The organism is Bordetella tumbae, assembly GCF_054780995.1.
Window position 1 is genome coordinate 182,904 of record NZ_BAAGVG010000024.1, and the last position, 19,730, is coordinate 202,633.

At 58.0% G+C, this 19,730-nt stretch carries 18 protein-coding genes; 5 read left to right on the forward strand and 13 right to left on the reverse strand.

What is annotated here, in order from left to right; genetic code table 11:
• Positions 1-79: 79 nt before the first annotated feature.
• From ACYVI2_RS25980 to ACYVI2_RS26025, 10 genes are all read right to left on the reverse strand, one after another.
• A complete protein-coding gene (locus ACYVI2_RS25980; protein ID WP_415817411.1) occupies positions 80-919 on the reverse strand; it encodes an N-acyl homoserine lactonase family protein in 840 nt (279 codons plus the stop codon).
• Complete coding sequence (locus ACYVI2_RS25985) at positions 916-1,608, reverse strand: ABC transporter ATP-binding protein (RefSeq protein WP_415817409.1); 693 nt, start codon at positions 1,606-1,608, stop codon at positions 916-918. Before ACYVI2_RS25985 ends, ACYVI2_RS25980 begins: the two co-directional genes overlap by 4 nt.
• Entirely contained in the window at positions 1,601-2,365 is a 765-nt protein-coding gene (locus tag ACYVI2_RS25990) for an ABC transporter ATP-binding protein (protein WP_415817407.1), read from the reverse strand. Before ACYVI2_RS25990 ends, ACYVI2_RS25985 begins: the two co-directional genes overlap by 8 nt.
• Positions 2,362-3,381, reverse strand: coding sequence for a branched-chain amino acid ABC transporter permease (locus ACYVI2_RS25995; RefSeq protein WP_415817405.1), 1,020 nt, complete (start codon positions 3,379-3,381; stop codon positions 2,362-2,364). The genes ACYVI2_RS25990 and ACYVI2_RS25995 overlap by 4 nt, the downstream gene beginning before the upstream one ends.
• A gap of 4 nt (positions 3,382-3,385) precedes the next feature.
• Positions 3,386-4,252, reverse strand: a complete 867-nt coding sequence (locus ACYVI2_RS26000) for a branched-chain amino acid ABC transporter permease (RefSeq protein ID WP_415817403.1) — start codon at positions 4,250-4,252, stop codon at positions 3,386-3,388.
• A 23-nt stretch (positions 4,253-4,275) separates the two neighbouring features.
• Positions 4,276-5,445, reverse strand: a complete 1,170-nt coding sequence (locus tag ACYVI2_RS26005; protein ID WP_415817401.1) for an ABC transporter substrate-binding protein — start codon at positions 5,443-5,445, stop codon at positions 4,276-4,278.
• 114 nt (positions 5,446-5,559) lie between these two features.
• The gene (locus ACYVI2_RS26010) at positions 5,560-6,723 is read right to left on the reverse strand and encodes an iron-containing alcohol dehydrogenase (RefSeq protein WP_415817399.1); all 1,164 of its coding nucleotides are present in this window, start codon (positions 6,721-6,723) and stop codon (positions 5,560-5,562) included.
• Between the two features lie 36 nt (positions 6,724-6,759).
• Complete coding sequence (locus tag ACYVI2_RS26015) at positions 6,760-7,737, reverse strand: Bug family tripartite tricarboxylate transporter substrate binding protein (RefSeq protein ID WP_415817397.1); 978 nt, start codon at positions 7,735-7,737, stop codon at positions 6,760-6,762.
• A 19-nt stretch (positions 7,738-7,756) separates the two neighbouring features.
• Complete coding sequence (locus ACYVI2_RS26020; protein WP_415817395.1) at positions 7,757-8,788, reverse strand: Bug family tripartite tricarboxylate transporter substrate binding protein; 1,032 nt, start codon at positions 8,786-8,788, stop codon at positions 7,757-7,759.
• 19 nt (positions 8,789-8,807) lie between these two features.
• Positions 8,808-10,256 carry an aldehyde dehydrogenase family protein gene (locus ACYVI2_RS26025; protein ID WP_415817393.1) on the reverse strand — a complete coding sequence of 483 codons (1,449 nt, stop codon included), beginning with the start codon at positions 10,254-10,256 and terminating at the stop codon, positions 8,808-8,810.
• Positions 10,257-10,612: 356 nt separating this feature from the next.
• On the opposite strand from ACYVI2_RS26025, the gene panD reads away from it, so the two are divergent.
• Complete coding sequence (gene panD, locus ACYVI2_RS26030; RefSeq protein ID WP_415817391.1) at positions 10,613-10,993, forward strand: aspartate 1-decarboxylase; 381 nt, start codon at positions 10,613-10,615, stop codon at positions 10,991-10,993.
• A 72-nt stretch (positions 10,994-11,065) separates the two neighbouring features.
• On the opposite strand, the gene ACYVI2_RS26035 is transcribed toward panD, so the two are convergent.
• Positions 11,066-12,241 (reverse strand): MFS transporter, encoded by a 1,176-nt coding sequence (locus ACYVI2_RS26035; protein WP_415817389.1) that lies wholly within the window; start codon positions 12,239-12,241, stop codon positions 11,066-11,068.
• A 269-nt stretch (positions 12,242-12,510) separates the two neighbouring features.
• Between ACYVI2_RS26035 and groES the strand changes: the two genes are divergently transcribed.
• Positions 12,511-12,798 (forward strand): co-chaperone GroES, encoded by a 288-nt coding sequence (groES, locus tag ACYVI2_RS26040; protein ID WP_012250823.1) that lies wholly within the window; start codon positions 12,511-12,513, stop codon positions 12,796-12,798.
• Between the two features lie 32 nt (positions 12,799-12,830).
• Entirely contained in the window at positions 12,831-14,471 is a 1,641-nt protein-coding gene (gene groL / locus ACYVI2_RS26045; RefSeq protein WP_415817387.1) for a chaperonin GroEL, read from the forward strand.
• Positions 14,472-14,603: 132 nt separating this feature from the next.
• Here groL and ACYVI2_RS26050 read toward each other — a convergent pair whose 3' ends face one another.
• Both ACYVI2_RS26050 and ACYVI2_RS26055 read right to left on the reverse strand, forming a co-directional pair.
• Positions 14,604-16,013 carry a Cu(+)/Ag(+) sensor histidine kinase gene (locus tag ACYVI2_RS26050; protein ID WP_415817385.1) on the reverse strand — a complete coding sequence of 470 codons (1,410 nt, stop codon included), beginning with the start codon at positions 16,011-16,013 and terminating at the stop codon, positions 14,604-14,606.
• Positions 16,003-16,686: a heavy metal response regulator transcription factor gene (locus tag ACYVI2_RS26055; RefSeq protein ID WP_415817383.1), complete on the reverse strand. Its 684-nt coding sequence runs from the start codon at positions 16,684-16,686 to the stop codon at positions 16,003-16,005. Before ACYVI2_RS26055 ends, ACYVI2_RS26050 begins: the two co-directional genes overlap by 11 nt.
• 253 nt (positions 16,687-16,939) lie before the next feature.
• Here ACYVI2_RS26055 and ACYVI2_RS26060 point away from each other — a divergent pair, with 253 nt between their 5' ends.
• Together ACYVI2_RS26060 and ACYVI2_RS26065 are read left to right on the forward strand one after the other, a co-directional pair.
• Complete coding sequence (locus ACYVI2_RS26060; RefSeq protein ID WP_415817381.1) at positions 16,940-18,799, forward strand: copper resistance system multicopper oxidase; 1,860 nt, start codon at positions 16,940-16,942, stop codon at positions 18,797-18,799.
• Between the two features lie 26 nt (positions 18,800-18,825).
• Positions 18,826-19,725, forward strand: a complete 900-nt coding sequence (locus ACYVI2_RS26065) for a copper resistance protein B (protein ID WP_415817379.1) — start codon at positions 18,826-18,828, stop codon at positions 19,723-19,725.
• The last annotated feature ends 5 nt before the right edge of the window (positions 19,726-19,730 follow it).

Here is a 19,730-nt window from a genome sequence, read left to right on the forward strand (position 1 = left end):
TTGCGCGCGCCATAAAAATGCTCCAATTCAGCTGGTTTCTTTCAGCATAGCTACGGCGCCGCAAGAGTGAGTCAAGGCCTTAATTCTCATTCGCCGTAGGTAGTGCAGGTTGGGAAATATCCCATACACCATCAATGCCCGCAACAGCAGGGAATCGCTCGCGCAGCTTGGGATCATGCCCGGGAATAATGTGGTCCGGCGTTGCCGCCAGACGCTTGAGCAGCGCCAGGCCATTCATATAATCCAGCACATTCACAATCACGGGATAGGGGTTGGTCAACTCCCCATTCGCATAGAAATGCATCGCGTCTGACGCGAGAATCACTTGCCCGCGAGCGGTAGTGACCTCAACGATCTGAAGGCCCGGCGCATGGCCTCCAACTGGCCGAATGAAAATACCTGGCAAGATTTCCGCGGTCTGATCTGTAAATGAAACACGGCCGGCATACAGCGCGCGCAGCACGGTACAGACCTGATCGACATCGTATGGACGGCGTAGCGTTTCGTGACACATCGCGCAGCCCGTCGCGTGCTGCATCTCGGTCTTGTGCACATGTATCCGTGCATTGGGGAATTTTTCCAGATTGCCCAGATGATCCCAATGCATATGGGTGACGATAACGTCCGTAACCTGCTCGGGTGACACGCCCAGGCTGCGTAACGCGTCAGTCGGACAACGATGAAACGTATGTCCACGGCGATTGCAGGTTTCCTCGTCGCAACCGCTGTCTATCAGCACAACTTTGTCTTTAGATATCGCCACCCAGACATAAAAATCCAATGGCATGGGCACATCGTGAAAATCCACGGCTGCCATGAAATTATGCTGTGCCTTGCGGTTTGCCGGGCTGGACGCATAGTGCACGGTGAGCAGCCGATACTGGGTATCGTCCACCTGGACCTTCTTTGACGAATTCATAGATATTCCTCCTCAAGCGCTGTACTACGCAGCTCATCCACCGTCCCCTGACGCAGGATATGGCCCGTACGCATCACATAACCACTGGTCGCCACCTTGAGTGCCGGCACTGCCATTTGTTCGGTCATCAGCACCGTTACGCCTTCGGCGCGAAATACGCGAATCGCCTTGCTGATCTGTTCGATCCACACAGGCGCCAAACCAAGAAAGGGTTCGTCTAACAGCAGAAGCTTGGGCGCAGCACTCATCGCCCGGGCAATCGCGACCATTTGCTGCTGGCCTCCACTCAGAAAGCCGGCGTAATCATTCGCGCGCTCTCTGAGCATGGGAAACAAATCAGCCAGTTTGTCGTATATGGCGTTCTGCTTGGCCCTACCGAGCCGGGATGCACCCGCGAGCACGTTGTCTCGCACCGTCATGGTCGGAAATACTCGGCGCCCTTCCGGGGAATATCCTATTCCCTGATTGGCGCGCTCATAGGGCGGGATCTTTCCCAGGTCGACACCATCGAGAAGGATGCTGCCCTCGCTGATGGGCGCCATTCCGATGATTGCGTTGATCAAGCTGGATTTGCCCGCGCCATTGGCCCCGACGAGGATGACGGTTTCGCTCTTTGGCACCGTAATGGAAACACCGTTCAAGGCGGAAATACCGCCATAGCGAACGGCGAGATTGCGTGTCTCAAGCATGAGCGTGCTCCTCCTCGGTCGTCGTTCCAAGATAGGCATCGATCACGTCGCGGCGGGCCAAGACCTCGGCAGGCGGACCGTCGGCGATCAGAACGCCTCCGTCCAACACGCACACGCGGGGACAAAGCCGTTTTACGAGATCCATATCGTGTTCGACTAACAGTACGCAGCAGCCCATCTCTCTTCGGGCTGCCTGCACGTACTGATCGATGAAAAAACGCTCTTCTTTTTCTAGCCCGGCGGCGGGCTCGTCGAGCAACAGAATGCGTGGGTCAGTGACCAACGCCATGAGCAGGCCCAGCATCTTCTGCATGCCATAGGGCAAGGAATCGCTAAGGTGATCCAAGCGGCCGAGCAAACCCGCCGTACGCAAAAGCTCGGTCAAATAGGCCTCATCAAGCGAAATCCCTCTTCTGCTGAATAATTTCGCCCGATGCAAATTCTCATATACCGATGCCGTCTTGAAGGTTTTCGTCTGCTGGAAAGAACGAACCAGACCCATCGCACTGCGAGTATGGAACAGCTTGTCGCTGATGTCGCGTCCACGGTATAGAATGCGGCCGCTAGTGGGTGCTATCTGACCGGAAACCACGTTGATCAGTGTGGTTTTGCCCGCCCCGTTAGGGCCGATGACGCCAAGCACCTCGCTTGCGGTCAAGGACAAGCTGACATTGTTGAACACCCGGTTGCCGCCAAATTGCTTGGAGACGTTATCGACCTGCAGTATCGGACCAGAATAGGCAGAAACGTCAGTCATACGTACTCCTTTTCATTTTGGTCCTTGAGCTGTCCGGTGGAGGAACGCTTGCGCGAGAAAACGCGAGTCCCATGCTGCTGAATGAGGCCGATCAGGCCACCCTTGGCGAACACTACGGCGAGCATCAGCACGAGACCAAACAGGCCTTGCGAGATTTCGCCCTGCAAGCTGAATAGATTGGCCGCCCACACCAAAATGCCTGCTCCCAGCAACGGACCCAGTATTGCGCTTTGCCCGCCTACGATGGCATAAGCCACATAATTGACCGACGACATCGCGGAAAACGACGAAGGATGTGCGGTCATCAGCATTTCCACCAGTGCAAATCCAGCCAATCCTGCAATACCCGCGGCAAAACAGAAACCGATGATTTTGTAGCGAGCAACTGCCAGCCCCACGCTTTGGGCCAGGACCTCGTCTTCGCGGATAGAGTCGAATTGGGACTTGAAATAGCGAGTGAGCGCTACAGTCAACAGAACAGACAGCAACGCCAAGCCAGACGCCAGCATCAGCACCGCGTTATTGGACTCGATGGCATAGGTGTCGCCAAGAACCGTAACGGCAGGCAATCCCGCTACCCCGTTCGATCCGCCCGTAAAGCCAGGTGTCTCGAAAAGAATGAGTGGCATGATTTCGGCAAGGACAAAGGTAACGAGCACGAAATACACGCCCTTCATCCGCAGTACCAGCAGACCGAGCGGAATCGCCAGCAGAAACGGCAAGCCGAATGCTGTCACGGTCAAGATTGTTAGATCGGTAATGTCGTGACGAGCGCTCAGAATAGCTGCGGCATATCCCCCGATCGCCATAAAAGCGGGCACCGCGAAAAACATCAGATCCATACGCAACATGATGTAGACACTAAGCGCCCCCATCGCCGCAATCATGAACTGCGTCAGGACAGAAACAGTGGCCGCGTCCGTCATGATCGCAGGCAGAATCAGCGCAAGCGCCATCACTGCCAGCGCGATCAACTCCGAAGGCCCGACAATACGTATCAGATTACTTTTTTGCATGATCTCAGGCTCCGCGTGTCCGCACGCCCATGAGTCCCGTCGGTCTCACAAGCAAGACAATCAGAACAAGCACAAACAACATCAGTGCACCCTTGGACCCGCCCAGATAGACCGCGGCATAGGCCTCGACCAGACCAACCAGAAAGGCAGCGATTGTTGCGCCACCCAAGCTGCCCAGCCCTCCCAATATGACCACCAGGAAAGAGGCGGCCAGCACGGGATCACCTACGTGAGGAGTGAGCGAGAGTATGGGCGTAACCAATGCGCCGGTCATACCCGCCAGGCCTGTAGCCAGAGCGAAAGCCAGTGGAAACATCACTCTGGCACGAATACCCAAAGCCACTGCCACCGGGCGGTCCTCGGACAATGCTCGCAGGCTGCGTCCGAAGTTGGTCCGGTACAAAAGCCCATAAGTCACGCCGATTGCAGCAAAGCACACCGCAAAAACGATGAGATTCGCCAACGGCAGATACACACCGCCAAAATGCAACACCCCATCTACCGGGAACTGAAAGAGCGGCGCATCCGGCCCGAACACCACGACTACTGCGGTGCAGATGACCAGGTACAGCCCCAGCGTCAGAATCAATGTTGCCAAGTGGTTATCGATAACCCGTTCGAGGAGCAGAAGTTCGAAGAGATATCCCAATGCTGCTGTCGCCAATGCGGCGCAGACGACCGCAAGAGGATAAGGCATCCCGAACCACGATACGCCTACGTATGCCACATACCCGCCCAAGAGATAGAACCCTCCGTGGGCAAAATTCACCACACCGAGGATTCCGAAAATCAAAGTGAACCCCAAGGCAAGCAATGCATACTGAGCGCCGAGCGAAAGCCCAATCAGGCCCGCTGAGATAAAACTATCCACGATCTCGCCCCTCGTCTTGGGTCTCAATAATCGACAGGAGCTTTAACCTGGATAACAGGTTGTTCCTTGCCGCCAAGAATCGTTCCGATACCAAACGGCAACGACAACTCTTGATTGATCTTGTAGGTGGCCTGGCCGATCCATTTGCCTTCACCGAGGTTGGGATCGACCACGTCGAGCTTGCGCAGCACCTCTGCTACCTTGTCAGCGTCGCTGTACGTGCCTGCTTTTTCAATGGCTTGCACCAACGCCCGGCCACCGGCGACAAACAGATAGAAAAAATTGTTCTCTGGCGGCTCTGCCTTTAACAGCGTCTTGTAGCTTTCCTGCAGCTTCAACACGTTTTCATCAATGAAGACCGGCTCAAACCAGTAGAAATCGCGCAACACGTCCATACCGCCTGCCACACGGGCAATCTCGACAGTGCCTGGTCCGCCGAGTCGGCCGATCACTCCCTTGTAGCCTGCCTGGCGCAATTGTTTGACGAGAATTCCCGCATCGCCCGGTGGGGTCGATACGGTATCGACTGTATCGGGATTGCTGGCCATGATGCGTGTGACAATGGGTGCAAAGTTGGTCGTGCCGCGTTGGTAGTACTCCAGCTTGGTCGGCACGCCATTTTTTTCATAAATGGCAGCAACCACCTCGGCCACATCGGTGCCTGCCTGGTCATTCGGTGCAATCGTCAATGCACTCTTAATGCCAAAGGTCTGCTTGGCGTGCTTGACGATCGGGTCTCCCCAGGCAGCCGGGCCCGGACCAATGTGGAAGGTGAGCGGCCAACGAGGACCGATGGCGTCACGCGCGTAGCTATCGCTCATCATGAGCATCTTGTTGCGCGTGGCGATCGGCTTCATACCGGTGACCTCCGGCGAACCCATGGGTCCCAGGATGAATTTGACGCCCTGGCTGACAAAATTGTTCGCCGCTGCGGCGGCGCCTTCTGCGGTGTACTTCGCGTCAATGGCAACAACACGCAGCTGACAGGTTTCGTCTCCGACCTTCATCCCGCCTTTGGCATTGACTTCGGCGGCCACATAGTCAGCAGCCCCTTTGATCGCCAATCCCCACTGCGTGGCGGCGCCGGATAGCGGACCCGTTGCGCCTATTTTGATTTCACAATTCGCCGCAGCCACACCGGGCAGAGCAGCTATCGTGCATGCCGCGACCAGGCCTACAAGCTTATGTTTCATTGTCGTCTCCTCAACCTTTTGATTGGCCATAATCAAAGCTATGACCGTTTTGAATAAATGAAGTAGGTTCAAGCGTTGCTGGCTTGTCCGTTCATCTCTACTCTCGCGCAAACATCAGAATGCCTCAGCGAACAAGGCGCGAAAGTCCGCTGTAGTTGTCATGCGTGGATTCCATCGGTTGTAATTGGCTTGGGTGCATAACTCCGCGATTTCGTCGAATTTGTCTTCTGTTGCTCCGACATCGCGCAACCGGGCCGGTATCGCCAGATCCCTGCACAATGTCTCGATAGCCTCTACCGCAGCACGCGCCGCATCCATCTCGGCCAGTCCTCGCACCGGGCGGTCCATGGCAGCGGCCACGCGAGCGAACTTGCCCGGGTTGGCAGAGAGATTGAAGCGCGCAACATATGGCAAACAAACGGCGTTGGATAGGCCGTGAGACAAATGCCAATAAGCACCGACAAAGCGCGCCATGCAGTGCACGTTGCCCAAGCCTGTCTGACCGAATGTGATGCCAGCCAGCGCGGAACCAACCAGCATGTTCAGGCCAGCCTGCAGGTTGTCACGGTTCGCGACAAAGGGCCGGATATTGGCCGCCAGCAGCTCGATTGCTTCGATGTTGATGGCGTCGGTGACCAGATTCGCCTGGCGCGAAATATATGATTCGAACGCATGTACAAATGCGTCCATGCCTGAATGCGCCGCCACGTGTGCCGGTAGTGTCCGCAATGCGAGCGGATCGAGGATGGCAAATCGCGCAGGGTTGAGCGCAGCATGACGGATCGACATTTTCAGGTTCTTCTCCGTATCGGTGATGACACATGATCCCGATACTTCAGAGCCTGTTCCCGCCGTTGTCGGAATAGCGATCAACGGCAGCGGCGGCGTAGTGAATTTCTCGATGCCCTCATAGTCGTGGATGCGTCCGCCGTTGGTGGCGAGAATGCCGACCGCTTTCGCGACGTCCATGGCGCTGCCACCGCCCACTGCAAGCAATGCGGTGGCTTGATGTGCCTGGCATGCCGCGAAGGCGCGCTCTACAGTAATCGCGCTGGGGTCCGGCTCAATCTCCGAATAGCTCGCGATGGCGACACCTAAATCATCCAGCATCGTGCGGATGTTGGTATAGAACTCGCCGGACAATAGCGCGCCGTCGATGACGACGAACAGTCGTTTGCAACCCTGTGCTCGCAGCAGATCGCCAAGCTTGCGATGCGATCCGATACCCATATACAAGCGGGTTGGACAAAAGAACGTGCTGATTTCGGAGACTGCCATGCTGAACCTTTTTGTGTGTTGTCTTGCTGTGAGCGCTTAGTCGTTGCTATCCCAGTCTTTGGCCAGATTGGTCCAACGTACTGTTTCCTCGTGGACGAATTTCTGGAATTCGGCCGGGTCCATGCCGCCAGGGTTTGCGGCCATGCCTTCGAGCGTCTTGCGCATGACAGGGTCTTCCATGCTGGCCTTGACGGCTTGCCATATGCGTTGGACGACGGCAGGCGGCATATCCTTGGGTCCAGCCAGGCTGTACCAAGTAGACATCTGATAACCAGGCACACCGGATTCGTTCAATGTCGGCACATCGGGCAGGAACCGCGTTCTTTCCAGGCTGGTCACCGCTAGGGGCTTGACGCCCCCGCCGTTGATCTGCGCCGCCGCCGAAGCTGCTGAATCGAGGGCAAAGGTGAGACGGCCGCCAATGAGATCCGTCATCATGGGCGCAGCGCCTTTGAACGGTATATGCAGGGCTTGCATACCCGTCTGTTTCTTTAGCAGTTCCGCCGAGAGATGCTGTGTGGTGCCAATGCCGGCCGAGCCGTAGTCGATTTCCTTGGGATGTGCTTTGGCATAGTCCAGCAGTTCGCGGACACGGTTGACTGACGAGCTTTTCGCGACGACCAGGACATTGGGCACATCGGCCACTGTCGTGATTTGCGTCATGTCGCGTTCGAAGTCATACGGCAGATTCTTGTACAGCGCACTGGCTGCTGTGTGGCCGACATTGGCGAGCAACAAGGTATAGCCGTCAGGCTTGGCTCGAGCGACGATGCCCGCTCCCAGGGTGCCGCCTGCGCCAGGCTTGTTTTCGACGATCACGGTTTGGCCCAGTTGCTGTTGCAACTGCATCGCTACCGCACGTGCGACGATATCGGTCGTGCCGCCCGGGGTAAACGGCGCAACCAAGGTGATGGGCTGTTGGGGCCACTCGGCTGCCTGAGCCGCCGTACCCGGCATGAGGAACATTGCACAGGTGGCGAGCGTAGCCGCGGCACGTGAACTGAGTTGACGCATTGTGTCTCCTGTATTGTTGTCAATCAACGGTGATGTTGAGTTTGGTCAGAATGGGAGTCCAGCGCTGTACTTCGCTGGCGAGCAATTCGGCCGCACCTTCCGGCGTCTGGCTGTGTGAGTTGGGCACTTCGATACCGGAGCCGGATAGGCGCTCGCGGGTAGCGGGCGCAGCCACGGAATTGCGTAGCGCCTGATTCAGGCGCTCAACGACAGGCGCCGGTGTACCCTGAGGCACCAGAAGCATGTTCCAGATGTCGTAGTGCAGGTCGGCGAATGCCGACTCGCCAGCAGCCGGCACGTCGGGCAGCGCGGCAATTCGCTGCGGCCTCAGCACGGCGACACCGCGCACCATGTTGGACTTCACATAGCCGACCGAGGTTGTGCTGCTGTCCACCAGGTAGTCCAGATGGCCAGCGATCACATCATTGAGCGCCTGACCGGCACCGCGGTAGTTGACCGCAGTTATTTTCAGGCCCAGCCGCTCGTTCAAGAGGATCCCTCCCAGAAACGAACCTGAACCCACACCGGCTGCGCCGAAGTTCATCTCCTTGGCGTGATCGCGGGCGTAGGCCGCAAACTCGTCCAGACCAGAGACCGGCAAATCTTTTCGCGCCGACAAGACTTGGGGGGCATCGCCGACAGAGCCCAAGGCAATGAAGTCCTTGAGGATGTCGTACGGAAGTTTTTTATACAGAGTCGTGTTGGCCGCCAGCGTACCTACGTTGCCAATGAGCAGCGTATATCCGTCGCCGGCCATGCGTGCTGCGCGGGCATTGCCCACGGTGCCGCCAGCGCCAGGAGTATTCTCGACGATGATGGGCTGCCCCAGGTCCTTGGCCATTCCCTCGGCGATGACGCGTGCCAGCACATCGGTGGGGCCACCCGGCGCAAATGGAACGATTAGGACAATCGGTTTGGAGGGAAAGGCGCCACCACTAGCACCGGCCCGTCCCAAGGGGAAGGCAGCACTAGCCGTTGCGACGGCCGCTCCCAACAGGAGGCGGCGTCGCGCATCGCATGTCTCACTCCGGATGAATTTTTCTTTTTTCATGATTCTTTTGCAGAGCGCCTCATGGATTGAAAACGACCAGCCGTTCTTCGGTCATTTCGCGAATCGCGTGAGCGGGGCCTTCTTTGCCGAAGCCGCTGTCCTTGACTCCGCCAAAAGGCATCACGTCAGAACGGGCGCTTGAGGTTTCATTAATCTGTACAGTCCCGAAACGCAAGGTCGAAGCCGCACGCAAAGCACGATCAATGTCTTGCGTAAACACGCCGGCCGACAAGCCAAACGGCGTCGAGTTGGCGTCGCGTATCGCTTCTTCGAAATCATCGAAAGGCCGCAGGGCCAGCAATGGCGCGAACGCTTCCTGGCACCAGACTCGGCCGCCATCGGGAGCATGCGTCACGACCGCAGGTGTGATGACCGAGCGTTCGCGTTGCCCGCCGCACAGCAGTTTGGCTCCGCCTTGCTCTGCTTCGCGCAGCCAGCTTTCGGCACGGATGGCAGACTGTTCGCTGATCAGCGGCCCGACTTTGGTATCCGGGTCGCGCGGATCGCCGGCTTTGAGCGTGGCAGCGAATGCCGCGAGACGCTGGCCGACCTCTTCGGCGATATCCCGCTGCACGTATAGCCGCTGCACAGAGGTGCAGACTTGTCCGGCCTTGCGTAGTCCCGCGTTGGCGATCTTGGGTATCGCGCGGTCCAGGTCTGCGTCAGAGCAGACGATCGTGCTGGCGATACTACCCAGCTCCATCTGGGTACGTCGCAGGCCTGCCGCCTGTTGAATAATGCGCCCCACTCTCGTACTGCCCGTAAAGGTGTAGAAAGCAATGTCCTGTTCCTCGAGCAGCCACGTGCCGACCGTATCCCCCTCCCCTTGCACGACGGCAAGAAAAGCAGGTGGCATTCCGGCTTCCAAAAGCAGCTGAGCCAGCAACGCACTGGTCAGCGGCGTAAAGGCCGACGGCTTGAGTACGACTGAGTTGCCTGCCGCATACGCGGGCGCGACCTTGTGCAGCACCGTATTGAGCGGCGCGTTAAAAGGCGTAATGGCACAGACGACCCCAATGGGGAATCGCTGCGTGAAACCCATCCGGCGATGTGCGCCCGGGCTGGCACCGAACGGAATGACTTCGCCTACCAGACGCAAAGCCTCATCGGCAGACAGACTCAGCGTGACGATCGCACGATCGATTTCGCCATTGGCATCGACGATAGTGAAGCCGGCCTCGGCCACCATCACGTCGACCAGACGCTGACGGAAGGACTCAACCAGCCCGGCAGCGCGGCGCAATACCTGGGCGCGGTCATGCGGCGGAGGCGGACCGCCATCAACGGCGGCTCGCGTGACGCGGACGGCTTCGGCCACTTGTTCACGCGTCGCCGAGGCGACCTGGGCAATAGGACGGCCGCTGAACTTGTCCTCGACGGTAAAGCTGGGGCCGCCATCCAGCCATCGGCCATTGATCAGTTGCCCGGTCGGTGGCAGTCCATCGATGTGCAAAGGTGCTGCGCTCATTATTTTGCCTTAATGTGAAACGTTATCTGTGATTTTCATCGATAAATAAGGGATGCTTTCACCACACATCGCCATTTAAATGAAATGATTCATTCTCGGATTATAGGTAGTTCAATCGTTCATCCGTATCCAGTTTTCATGAAGAGGTGTTTAAGGCAGGTGAAGTCGCTTTACCGCTCAACATGCCCCCGAGCTCGGGAGCGATGGGATTTTCTGAGCGTCATGGATACAATTCCCCGCCACGAGCTGATCTTCGCCAGCGAAAGACAAATGTGCGTTGATTGCCGAGGCCGAGACGCAAATGCTTGCGTCCCATTCCCTGTCCTTTTGTCCAAAATTTATTTTCGAGAATCTTCATGCAACGAATAATGCTTCGCGCCAAGCTGCACAGAGCCACCGTTACCGAGGCCGATCTAAACTATGAAGGCTCATGCGGCATTGACGCGACATTGCTGAAGACCGCCGGTATGTTGGAGTTCGAGCGCATCGAGATTTACAACGTCACCAATGGCGAGCGCTTTGACACCTATATCATCGAGGCGCCCGCCGGCAGCGGCGCGATCTCTCTGAACGGCGCTGCGGCGCGCAGAGCACAGGTCGGTGACCACTTGATCATTTGCACATACAGCCCAGTAGACGAGCAGCTCGCGACGACACATCTCCCGACGGTCGTGCTGCTGGATGAGGCGAACAAGGTTAAGGAAGTCCGCGCGTTTGAACCGCGCAATGCCCGCTAGAATGCCGAGCGCTGACGTTGACCTGCCCCTGTTCAGAACAGATGAAGTCGGGCAGGCACGGCTTCATCTGCTTTAGGACCGGCTTCTACGGGTGATGAGCGCGGCCGCCACCAGCAAGGAAGTCACTACCGTGAAGATCAAGCTGGCAGCAGACAAACCCCACAGTACTGCCGCCAGGCCGATGCCTAATACCGGAATGGACGCGCCGACGAAACAAGCGAGATAGTATGCGGAGGAAATCGACGCACGATGGCTGGACGGGCTGATTTGGCCGACAACGCGCAGGCTTCCGCCGAACCCCATACCCGATGCCGCGGCCGTGAGCAGCGTACCCAGAATTAGCAACCAGAGCGACGCCTCGCGCTGTGCCAGATAGAATGTGCACAGCGCCGGCACCAGCAATATCAGGCCGATGCGCATACTACGATCGCAAGGAAAGCGACGCTCAGCCAGCAGTGCACCCAGCCCTCCCATGAATAGCACGAACATGATGGCGCCGGTCGCCAGGCCACCGCCGGACGGCAGAATTACCTGCACGATACTGGGCAATAAGGCCAGGTAGTAACCAATGAAGGCGAACACGCAGAAGGCTGTCAGGGCCGGCGTGATGAAGTATCGGCGCAGGCGCCGCGGTACCGCGATGCGCGGCCACAGGTCCGGCCGGCCAGATGCTGTCGGCCGGCCCGCCGGCACGCGATACAGCAATATCAGCACACCAGCGAGTGCGGCAAGATAGCAGACCCATGCCAATTGCATGGGCGCGAACGCGTACTGATACAGCACACCGCCCGCCAGCGGCCCGATAGCAGATCCGGCGAAGTTCGCCCCCGCCGCCCGCACGGTAGCATGCTCGGTGTGGTGCTCAGCGTCTATATCGACCAGCCAGGCTGTGCCCGTGCTGGACGCCAGGCCTACCGCCAGCCCGCTGACCAGTCGGGCTGCGAACAACCAAATCGTGCCAGCCGCGAAAATGAACAGCAAGGTGGACAGGCAGGCAAGCAGCAATGCGGCCATCAGGATGGGTTTTCGGCCCAGGCTGTCGGACAGGCGCCCCAGAAACAGCAGCGCCACCATATTGCCCAGCACATAGATTGCATAGATCTGCGTCAGGGTGAATTCGCTGAATCCGAAAGTTTGCTGGTACGGCAGATAAAAAGGCGTCGCGAGCGTGCTGCCCAAGAATGCGGCCCCGATGATCAGCATGGCGGTGGGGACGCTATGAAGAGGCCGATATTGTTGGTTATTCATATATATCAGCCCATCATAGACACGCTGGAGCATGTGCTCAACGCTCGATAGGTTTCTGCACCTGAACGAATGTTTCGTCCAAGCCACTTCTGGATTTGGCGAAAGTTGCGTGAAATCTCCCACCAAAAATGTAACAACACCCCTTCCCCCCCTTGAACCTCTCGCCATCATCCCTATAATTAGCACTCGCTGCCGGTGAGTGCTAACACTGCTTCCCGGCCTGAAACCCGATTTTTTTCACCTTCTATATTTAGAAACAGGAGTTCCTCATGGCCCTGCGTCCCCTGCACGATCGCGTGATCGTCAAACGCCTGGACAACGAGCGCAAGACTGCCTCGGGCATCGTTATCCCTGATAGCGCCGCTGAAAAGCCGGATCAAGGCGAAGTCGTGGCCGTTGGCCCGGGCAAGAAGACCGAAGACGGCAAAGTGCTGCCGGTCGATCTGAAGGCTGGTGACAAGGTTCTGTTCGGCAAGTACGCCGGCCAGTCGGTGAAAGTCGACGGCGAAGAACTGCTCGTCATCCGCGAGGAAGAAATCCTCGCCGTGATCCAGTAATTACCTGAACAAAATTTCGAAGGAAGCTCACAATGGCTGCCAAGCAAGTCCTGTTCGGCGATGACGCGCGCGTGCGCATCGTTCGTGGCGTGAATGTTCTCGCCAACGCTGTCAAAACCACCCTGGGCCCCAAGGGCCGTAACGTTGTGCTCGAGCGCTCGTTCGGCGCCCCGACCGTCACCAAAGACGGCGTGTCGGTTGCCAAGGAAATCGAACTGAAAGACAAGTTCGAAAACATCGGCGCTCAACTCGTTAAAGACGTTGCTTCGAAGACCTCGGACAACGCCGGCGACGGCACCACCACCGCCACCGTGCTGGCTCAAGCCATCGTTCAAGAAGGCCTGAAGTACGTTGCCGCTGGTTTCAACCCCATCGACCTCAAGCGCGGTATCGACAAGGCTGTGGCTGCTGCCGTGGCTGAATTGGCCAAGCAATCGAAGCCGGTCACCACCAGCAAGGAAATCGCTCAAGTTGGCTCGATCTCGGCCAACAGCGACTCGTCGATCGGCCAGATCATCGCTGACGCGATGGACAAGGTCGGCAAGGAAGGCGTCATCACCGTCGAAGACGGCAAGTCGCTGGAAAACGAGCTGGACGTGGTCGAAGGTATGCAATTCGATCGCGGCTACCTGTCGCCCTACTTCATCAACAACCCCGAGAAGCAAGTTGCCGCTCTGGACGATCCGTACGTTCTGATTTTCGACAAGAAAATCAGCAACATCCGTGATCTGCTGCCCGTGCTGGAACAAGTTGCCAAGTCGAGCCGTCCTCTGCTGATCATCGCCGAAGACGTCGAAGGCGAAGCCCTGGCGACCCTGGTTGTGAACAACATCCGTGGCATCCTGAAGACCACCGCCGTCAAGGCTCCTGGCTTCGGCGATCGTCGCAAAGCCATGTTGGAAGACCTCGCCATCCTGACCGGCGGCGTTGTGATCTCCGAAGAAACCGGCATGTCGCTGGAAAAGGCTACCCTGGAAGACCTGGGTCAAGCCAAGCGCATCGAAGTTGCCAAGGAAAACACGACGGTTATCGACGGCGCTGGCGACAGCAAGTCGATCGAAGCCCGCGTGAAGCAAATCCGCGTGCAAATCGAAGAAGCGACCTCGGACTACGACCGTGAAAAACTGCAAGAACGCGTGGCCAAGCTGGCCGGCGGTGTTGCTGTGATCCGCGTCGGTGCTGCCACCGAAGTCGAAATGAAAGAAAAGAAAGCCCGCGTCGAAGATGCCCTGCACGCTACCCGCGCTGCTGTGGAAGAAGGCGTGGTTGCTGGCGGCGGCGTAGCTCTGCTGCGTGCCAAGCAAGCCATCGCTGGCCTGCAAGGCGATACGCCCGACCAAAACGCTGGTATCAAGCTGATCCTGCGTGCTGTCGAAGAACCCCTGCGTACCATCGTTACCAACGCCGGCGAAGAAGCCAGCGTGGTGGTGGACAAGGTTCTGGGCGGCAAGGGCAACTACGGCTACAACGCTGCAACCGGCGAGTACACCGACCTGGTCGAGCAAGGCGTGTTGGATCCCACCAAGGTGACCCGCACCGCGCTGCAAAACGCCGCTTCGGTTGCCAGCCTGCTGTTGACGGCTGAAGCCGCTGTGGTCGAACTGGCTGAAGACAAGCCCGCTGCTCCCGCAATGCCTGGTGGCATGGGCGGCATGGGTGGCATGGACTTCTAAGTCCACGCCATTGTCGCGAAGTATCCCCGGCACGCCGGGGATATGCCGAATCAACACCCTCGGGGTTTATGCTCCGAGGGTGTTTTTTTCGCCGGAGCGACAGCAAGCCGTAGGTGCAGCGTAGGGGCCTTTTTACGCAATGCGAGGCAACGTTAAATCAAACTTCGTCGCTATGTCGTCCGATGTGACGGACACGGCACCGCCGTGCGCTTGCGCGATGGACTTTACGATGGCCAGCCCCAACCCCGCACCGGCGGAGTTCCGTTGACGTGCAGGATCGGCTCGGAAAAAGCGATCGAACAACTTGGGCAGATACTGCTCGGGAATTTTGCGGCCGGGATTTTCCACCCTGATTCGCGTCGACCGCTCGTCCTGCGCCAAGCTGACGGTGACCGACGAACCACGAGGCGTATAGCGGATCGCATTGGACAGAAGATTGCTCAGCGCACGCAAGATCATCTCCTTATCTGCGCGCACCGGTTGGGCCTCGCCCTCTAATCGAAGCACAATACCCGCATCCTCTGCGAGTGCTTCAAAGTAGTCGAACAATCCTCGGATCAGCTCAGCCAGATCAATATCCGAGCGATGTAAATTCCCGGGATCATTTTCCGTTTGAGCCAGAAACAGCATGTCGCCGATCATGCGGCCCATGCGATCAAACTCTTCGAGATTCGAGTAGAGGATTTCCCGGTATTCGTCAGAGGAGCGAGCCTGGCGCAGCGCTACCTCTGTCTGAGTCACCAGATTCGTGACAGGGGTTCTCAGCTCGTGCGCAATATCCCCAGAAAAATGCGATAGCCTGGAAAAGCTGTCTTCGAGGCGGCCGATCATGTCGTTGAACGATGTGGCCAGCTCAGCCAGTTCCATCGGAACATCGGCGGGATGCAGCCTGACGTCGAGCTGCGAAGAACGAATGGCCCGAATCTCTCGAGTGATCTTGCGGATCGGACGATGCCCCCACTGGACGGCTAACCAAGCAACGACGATCGATATCAGGAGCACGATGCCCGTTGCCCAGCGTTGCATCTGCTTGAACGAATCCAGGAAATGAACGTGGAAATCGATATCCATCGCCACGACGACTCGGGGCGCGGACTCACCAAGGTCGACAGCCTCGGCCCAGAATGCCCCACCGCGATACGATTTACCGCCCTCATCCCACACTGACAAGCTATCAGGATCGAATCGGGATGCCTTGCTGGGCGGGGAGATGGCAGAAAGATCAGGGCCGGGACTGGCATAAACAGTCTGGCCCGCATTGTCGAACACGCCATAGAACACCCCATGGTGCCCGACGGCGATCGCACTCAGCCGCTGCGTTAGCGAAGCGTCGTCACGACTCCCCGTTTGCAGGGTGTTGACGACCGCTTTTGCCACCGCATCCAGTTCCCCCGCGTCCTGCTCCGAGAAATGCATATGCAGCGCACGCAAGACAACCCAGTTGAATGAGAGAAATACCAATGTCGTTGCGATACCCACAAGCAAGGTTACGCGCAATGCAAGTGAAGCGGGCCGACGACTGCCTGCTTGTTTACTGCTCATCGGGAGTATCCAGCATATAGCCCATTCCTCGCACGGTATGAATGAGCTTGGGCTCGAACGCATCGTCTATTTTTGCGCGAAGCCGGCGTATGGCAACGTCGATCACATTGGTATCGCTATCGAAATTCATATCCCATATCTGGGATGTGATGAGAGAGCGCGGCAGCACTTCGCCTTTTCGTCTTGCCAATAACTCAAGCAAGGAAAACTCTTTGTTGGTGAGATTGATCCGCACTCCTTGGCGCGTTGCGCGCCTGCGTGGCAGATCGAGAACCAGATCTGCGACTTCGATACGGTCCGGATGGGCGGAAGCATTTCCGCGCCGCAAGAGCGTGCGTACACGAGCCAGCAGCTCTGAAAAAGCAAAGGGTTTGATCAGATAGTCATCAGCCCCCAGTTCCAGGCCTTTGACACGATCCTCCACGCTGCCGCGTGCCGTGAGAAACAACACCGGCACTCGTTCACCGGCATCTCGCAGCGACTGAACAATACGCCAACCGTCCATGTCGGGAAGCATGACATCCAACACAATCAGGTCATAGGCTTCGTTCATCGCCATATGCTGGCCATCGAGCCCGTTGCGAGCCAAGTCCACCACAAACCCCGCCTCGGTGAGGCCCTGCCTAACGTAGTCTGCGGTCTTGTTTTCGTCTTCGACCACAAGCAATTTCATCGCGCACCTCTTGGTATTCCTGTATGTCCCCCGTAAAGCATCAGCATGCGATTCCGAGTAGACCATTGCCCTGCAATTTACCTACCGCCACCTGCCATCAACATTACTGGAACATTACATAAATGTAATGCGCGGGTCATTTAACGGAAAGTGGCGGATCCGTATTCTGCCTGCTACACGTCAAAACAAGCGATTCCATGCCCGCAGGGATCTGTGCCGACGCTTTTCATTGATCCTCTGAGGAAATCTCTCTATGCCACCTCAATCACCATTTATCTTGCCTCCCTTTGGCCGGAGCCGCCGGCGCTTTGTGCAGGGATTGGCGGCAGGCGGCGTACTAGCCAGCTTGTCGGTTCCGGCAATGCAGGCGATGGCCCAGGGAGCCAAGACGAATTTTGGTGCAGCGCCGATTTTACGTGGCAACGAATTCGACCTGGTGGTGGCCGAATCTCCGGTGAACTTCACGGGCAAGCCCGGTGTGGCGACGACAATCAACGGCTCGCTGCCCGCCCCTACACTGCGCTGGCGCGAGGGGGAGACGGTCACGATCCGCGTGACCAACAAGCTGCGCGAGGCGACCTCCATTCATTGGCACGGGATCATCCTGCCCTACCAGATGGATGGCGTGCCTGGGATCAGTTTTGCGGGCATTCCTCCGGGAGCCACATTCACCTATCGCTTCAAAGTCCAGCAAAGCGGGTCCTACTGGTACCACTCGCACTCGGGCATGCAGGAACTGACCGGCATGTACGGGGCCATCATCATCGATCCCGCCGGCGCCGAGACCATCAAAGCAGATCGGGATCACGTGCTGGTGTTTTCCGACTGGACCGATGAGGACCCAATGCGGGTATTCGGCAAGCTCAAGTCACAGGGCGACTACTACAACTATCACCAGCCTACGGTCCTCGATTTCTTTCGCGATGCGGCGCAGGACGGCGTCGGCGCGGCGTTCGACAAGCGCAAGATGTGGAACGAGATGCGGATGAGCCCGACCGATCTGGCCGATCTGTCCTCGGAAACGTTGACGTACCTGGCCAACGGCGTCACGCCCGCAGGTAACTGGACAGCGCTTTTCCGCCCCGGTGAGCGCGTACGGTTGCGGATGGTCAATGGGGCTGGCAATACTTTTTATGACGTGCGTATTCCCGGTTTGAAGCTGCGAGTCGTGCAGGTCGATGGCGTCGATGTCGAGCCTGTGACTGTGGACGAGTTCCGCTTTGGTCCCGGAGAAACGATCGACGTGATCGTCGAACCTCGTGATGATGCGTACACGATCTTTGCCCAATCGATGGATCGTTCCGGATTCGCGCGGGCAACACTGGCCGTGCGGGAAGGACTGCAGGCGGCCGTACCGGCAATCGATGCGGCTGAGTGGCTGAGCATGGCGGACATGATGGGGTCGATGGATCATGGGTCCATGGGACAAGGATCGATGGACCATGGTTCGATGACCGGCATGGCTGATACGACCGAAATGACTGGGATGACCGGTATGAATCATGGCGCGATGGCGGGGATGAACCATGGCGCCATGGCGATGGATCACAGTCAGCACACCGCTGCAGCGGGAGGCCTGACTGCGCCGTCAACGACGGCACGCCACGCCCGTACCGAATACGGACCGAGCACGGATATGCGCGTGGATATGGCTCGCACCAATCTTGACGATCCCGGCATAGGGCTGCGCAACAACGGACGGCGAGTACTGACGCTCGCTGATTTGCACACCCCCTCTGGCCCGATGGACGCGCGCGGGGCGGGCCGGGAAGTCGAGCTGCATCTGACGGGCAATATGGAGCGTTACACCTGGTCGTTCGACGGATTGGAATTCAGCAAATCCACGCCGATCCACTTCCGCCATAACGAGCGGCTGCGGGTGATCTTGCACAACGACACCATGATGACGCATCCGATGCACCTGCATGGCATGTGGAGCGAATTGGAAAGCCCGGACGGAAAGTTCCTGGCACGCCGCCACACCCTGCCCGTGCAACCGGCGCAGCGGGTGAGTTTCTTGGTGACCGCCGATGCACTTGGCCGTTGGGCGTGGCATTGCCACCTGATGTTCCACATGGATGCGGGCATGTTCCGCGAGGTCGTGGTGTCTTGAGCCAGTGCAGAAAAAAGGAAACGTTGATGTCAAAACTAGCACCTATCAGAGCACTGGCCATGGCTGTTGCTTCCCTGACAAGCATTGCGGTAAATGCGGCTGACCCACACGCAGGCCACGGCACTGAACAGAATGCCACCGCATCCGAGCCATCAATGGATCACGGTGACATGCAAATGCAGGGTGGCTCGGCTCCACCGGATGCACGCGACCCGAATGCTTACTCCAATGGTTTGAAGCTGGGCGAAGGTGACTACGCGGTGCCAGGAGTTCCGAAACTGATGCTCCACGGAGAACACCGTTTCATGTCGCTGCGCGCCGATACCTTTGAACGCCGCTTTGCCCGCAAGGGCGCCGACAGCACAGCCTATTCTCTGCAAGGCTGGTATGGCACCACATACGACCGGCTGGTGATGAAGGCCGAGGGCGAGTGGGCCGAAGGAAAGCTGCAAGAGTCCCGGACCGAACTGCTATGGGGCCACGCGATTTCTTCGTACTGGGACAGCCAGCTGGGTGTGCGCTTGGACGCCGGCGAAGGCCCTAATCGGGAGTGGCTGGCATTTGGCGTACAAGGGCTGGCTCCCTATTGGTTTGAAGTCGATGCCACGGCCTACGTTGGCAGCGGCGGCCGCACCGCGCTGCGTCTCGAGGCGAGCTATGAAATGCTCCTCACCCAGCGACTGATACTCGAACCCAAGGTCGAGGTCCAGCTCTTTGGTAAAGACGATCCCGCTCGCCAAATCGGCAGCGGCTTGTCCGAGGGCGCGGTTGGACTGCGCTTGCGCTACGAACTGCACCGGCAGTTTGCGCCCTACATAGGCATAGAACAGGCCGCGACTTTTGGAAAGACCGCCGACTACGTGCGCGCCGAGGGTGAACGAACGACACAGACTCGTTTCGTGGCGGGCGTGCGCTTCTGGTTTTAACTTGA

Coding starts and splice junctions, on each gene's coding strand:
- ACYVI2_RS26005 (WP_415817401.1), bottom strand. CDS start 5,445: ATGAAACATAAGCTTGTAGGCCTGGTCGCGGCATGCACGATAGCTGCT.
- ACYVI2_RS26060 (WP_415817381.1), top strand. CDS start 16,940: ATGCCACCTCAATCACCATTTATCTTGCCTCCCTTTGGCCGGAGCCGC.
- ACYVI2_RS26015 (WP_415817397.1), bottom strand. CDS start 7,737: ATGCGTCAACTCAGTTCACGTGCCGCGGCTACGCTCGCCACCTGTGCA.
- ACYVI2_RS26050 (WP_415817385.1), bottom strand. CDS start 16,013: ATGAGCAGTAAACAAGCAGGCAGTCGTCGGCCCGCTTCACTTGCATTG.
- ACYVI2_RS26055 (WP_415817383.1), bottom strand. CDS start 16,686: ATGAAATTGCTTGTGGTCGAAGACGAAAACAAGACCGCAGACTACGTT.
- groES (WP_012250823.1), top strand. CDS start 12,511: ATGGCCCTGCGTCCCCTGCACGATCGCGTGATCGTCAAACGCCTGGAC.
- ACYVI2_RS26025 (WP_415817393.1), bottom strand. CDS start 10,256: ATGAGCGCAGCACCTTTGCACATCGATGGACTGCCACCGACCGGGCAA.
- ACYVI2_RS26010 (WP_415817399.1), bottom strand. CDS start 6,723: ATGGCAGTCTCCGAAATCAGCACGTTCTTTTGTCCAACCCGCTTGTAT.
- ACYVI2_RS26065 (WP_415817379.1), top strand. CDS start 18,826: ATGTCAAAACTAGCACCTATCAGAGCACTGGCCATGGCTGTTGCTTCC.
- ACYVI2_RS26020 (WP_415817395.1), bottom strand. CDS start 8,788: ATGAAAAAAGAAAAATTCATCCGGAGTGAGACATGCGATGCGCGACGC.
- ACYVI2_RS25985 (WP_415817409.1), bottom strand. CDS start 1,608: ATGCTTGAGACACGCAATCTCGCCGTTCGCTATGGCGGTATTTCCGCC.
- ACYVI2_RS25995 (WP_415817405.1), bottom strand. CDS start 3,381: ATGCAAAAAAGTAATCTGATACGTATTGTCGGGCCTTCGGAGTTGATC.
- ACYVI2_RS26035 (WP_415817389.1), bottom strand. CDS start 12,241: ATGAATAACCAACAATATCGGCCTCTTCATAGCGTCCCCACCGCCATG.
- groL (WP_415817387.1), top strand. CDS start 12,831: ATGGCTGCCAAGCAAGTCCTGTTCGGCGATGACGCGCGCGTGCGCATC.
- panD (WP_415817391.1), top strand. CDS start 10,613: ATGCAACGAATAATGCTTCGCGCCAAGCTGCACAGAGCCACCGTTACC.
- ACYVI2_RS25980 (WP_415817411.1), bottom strand. CDS start 919: ATGAATTCGTCAAAGAAGGTCCAGGTGGACGATACCCAGTATCGGCTG.
- ACYVI2_RS25990 (WP_415817407.1), bottom strand. CDS start 2,365: ATGACTGACGTTTCTGCCTATTCTGGTCCGATACTGCAGGTCGATAAC.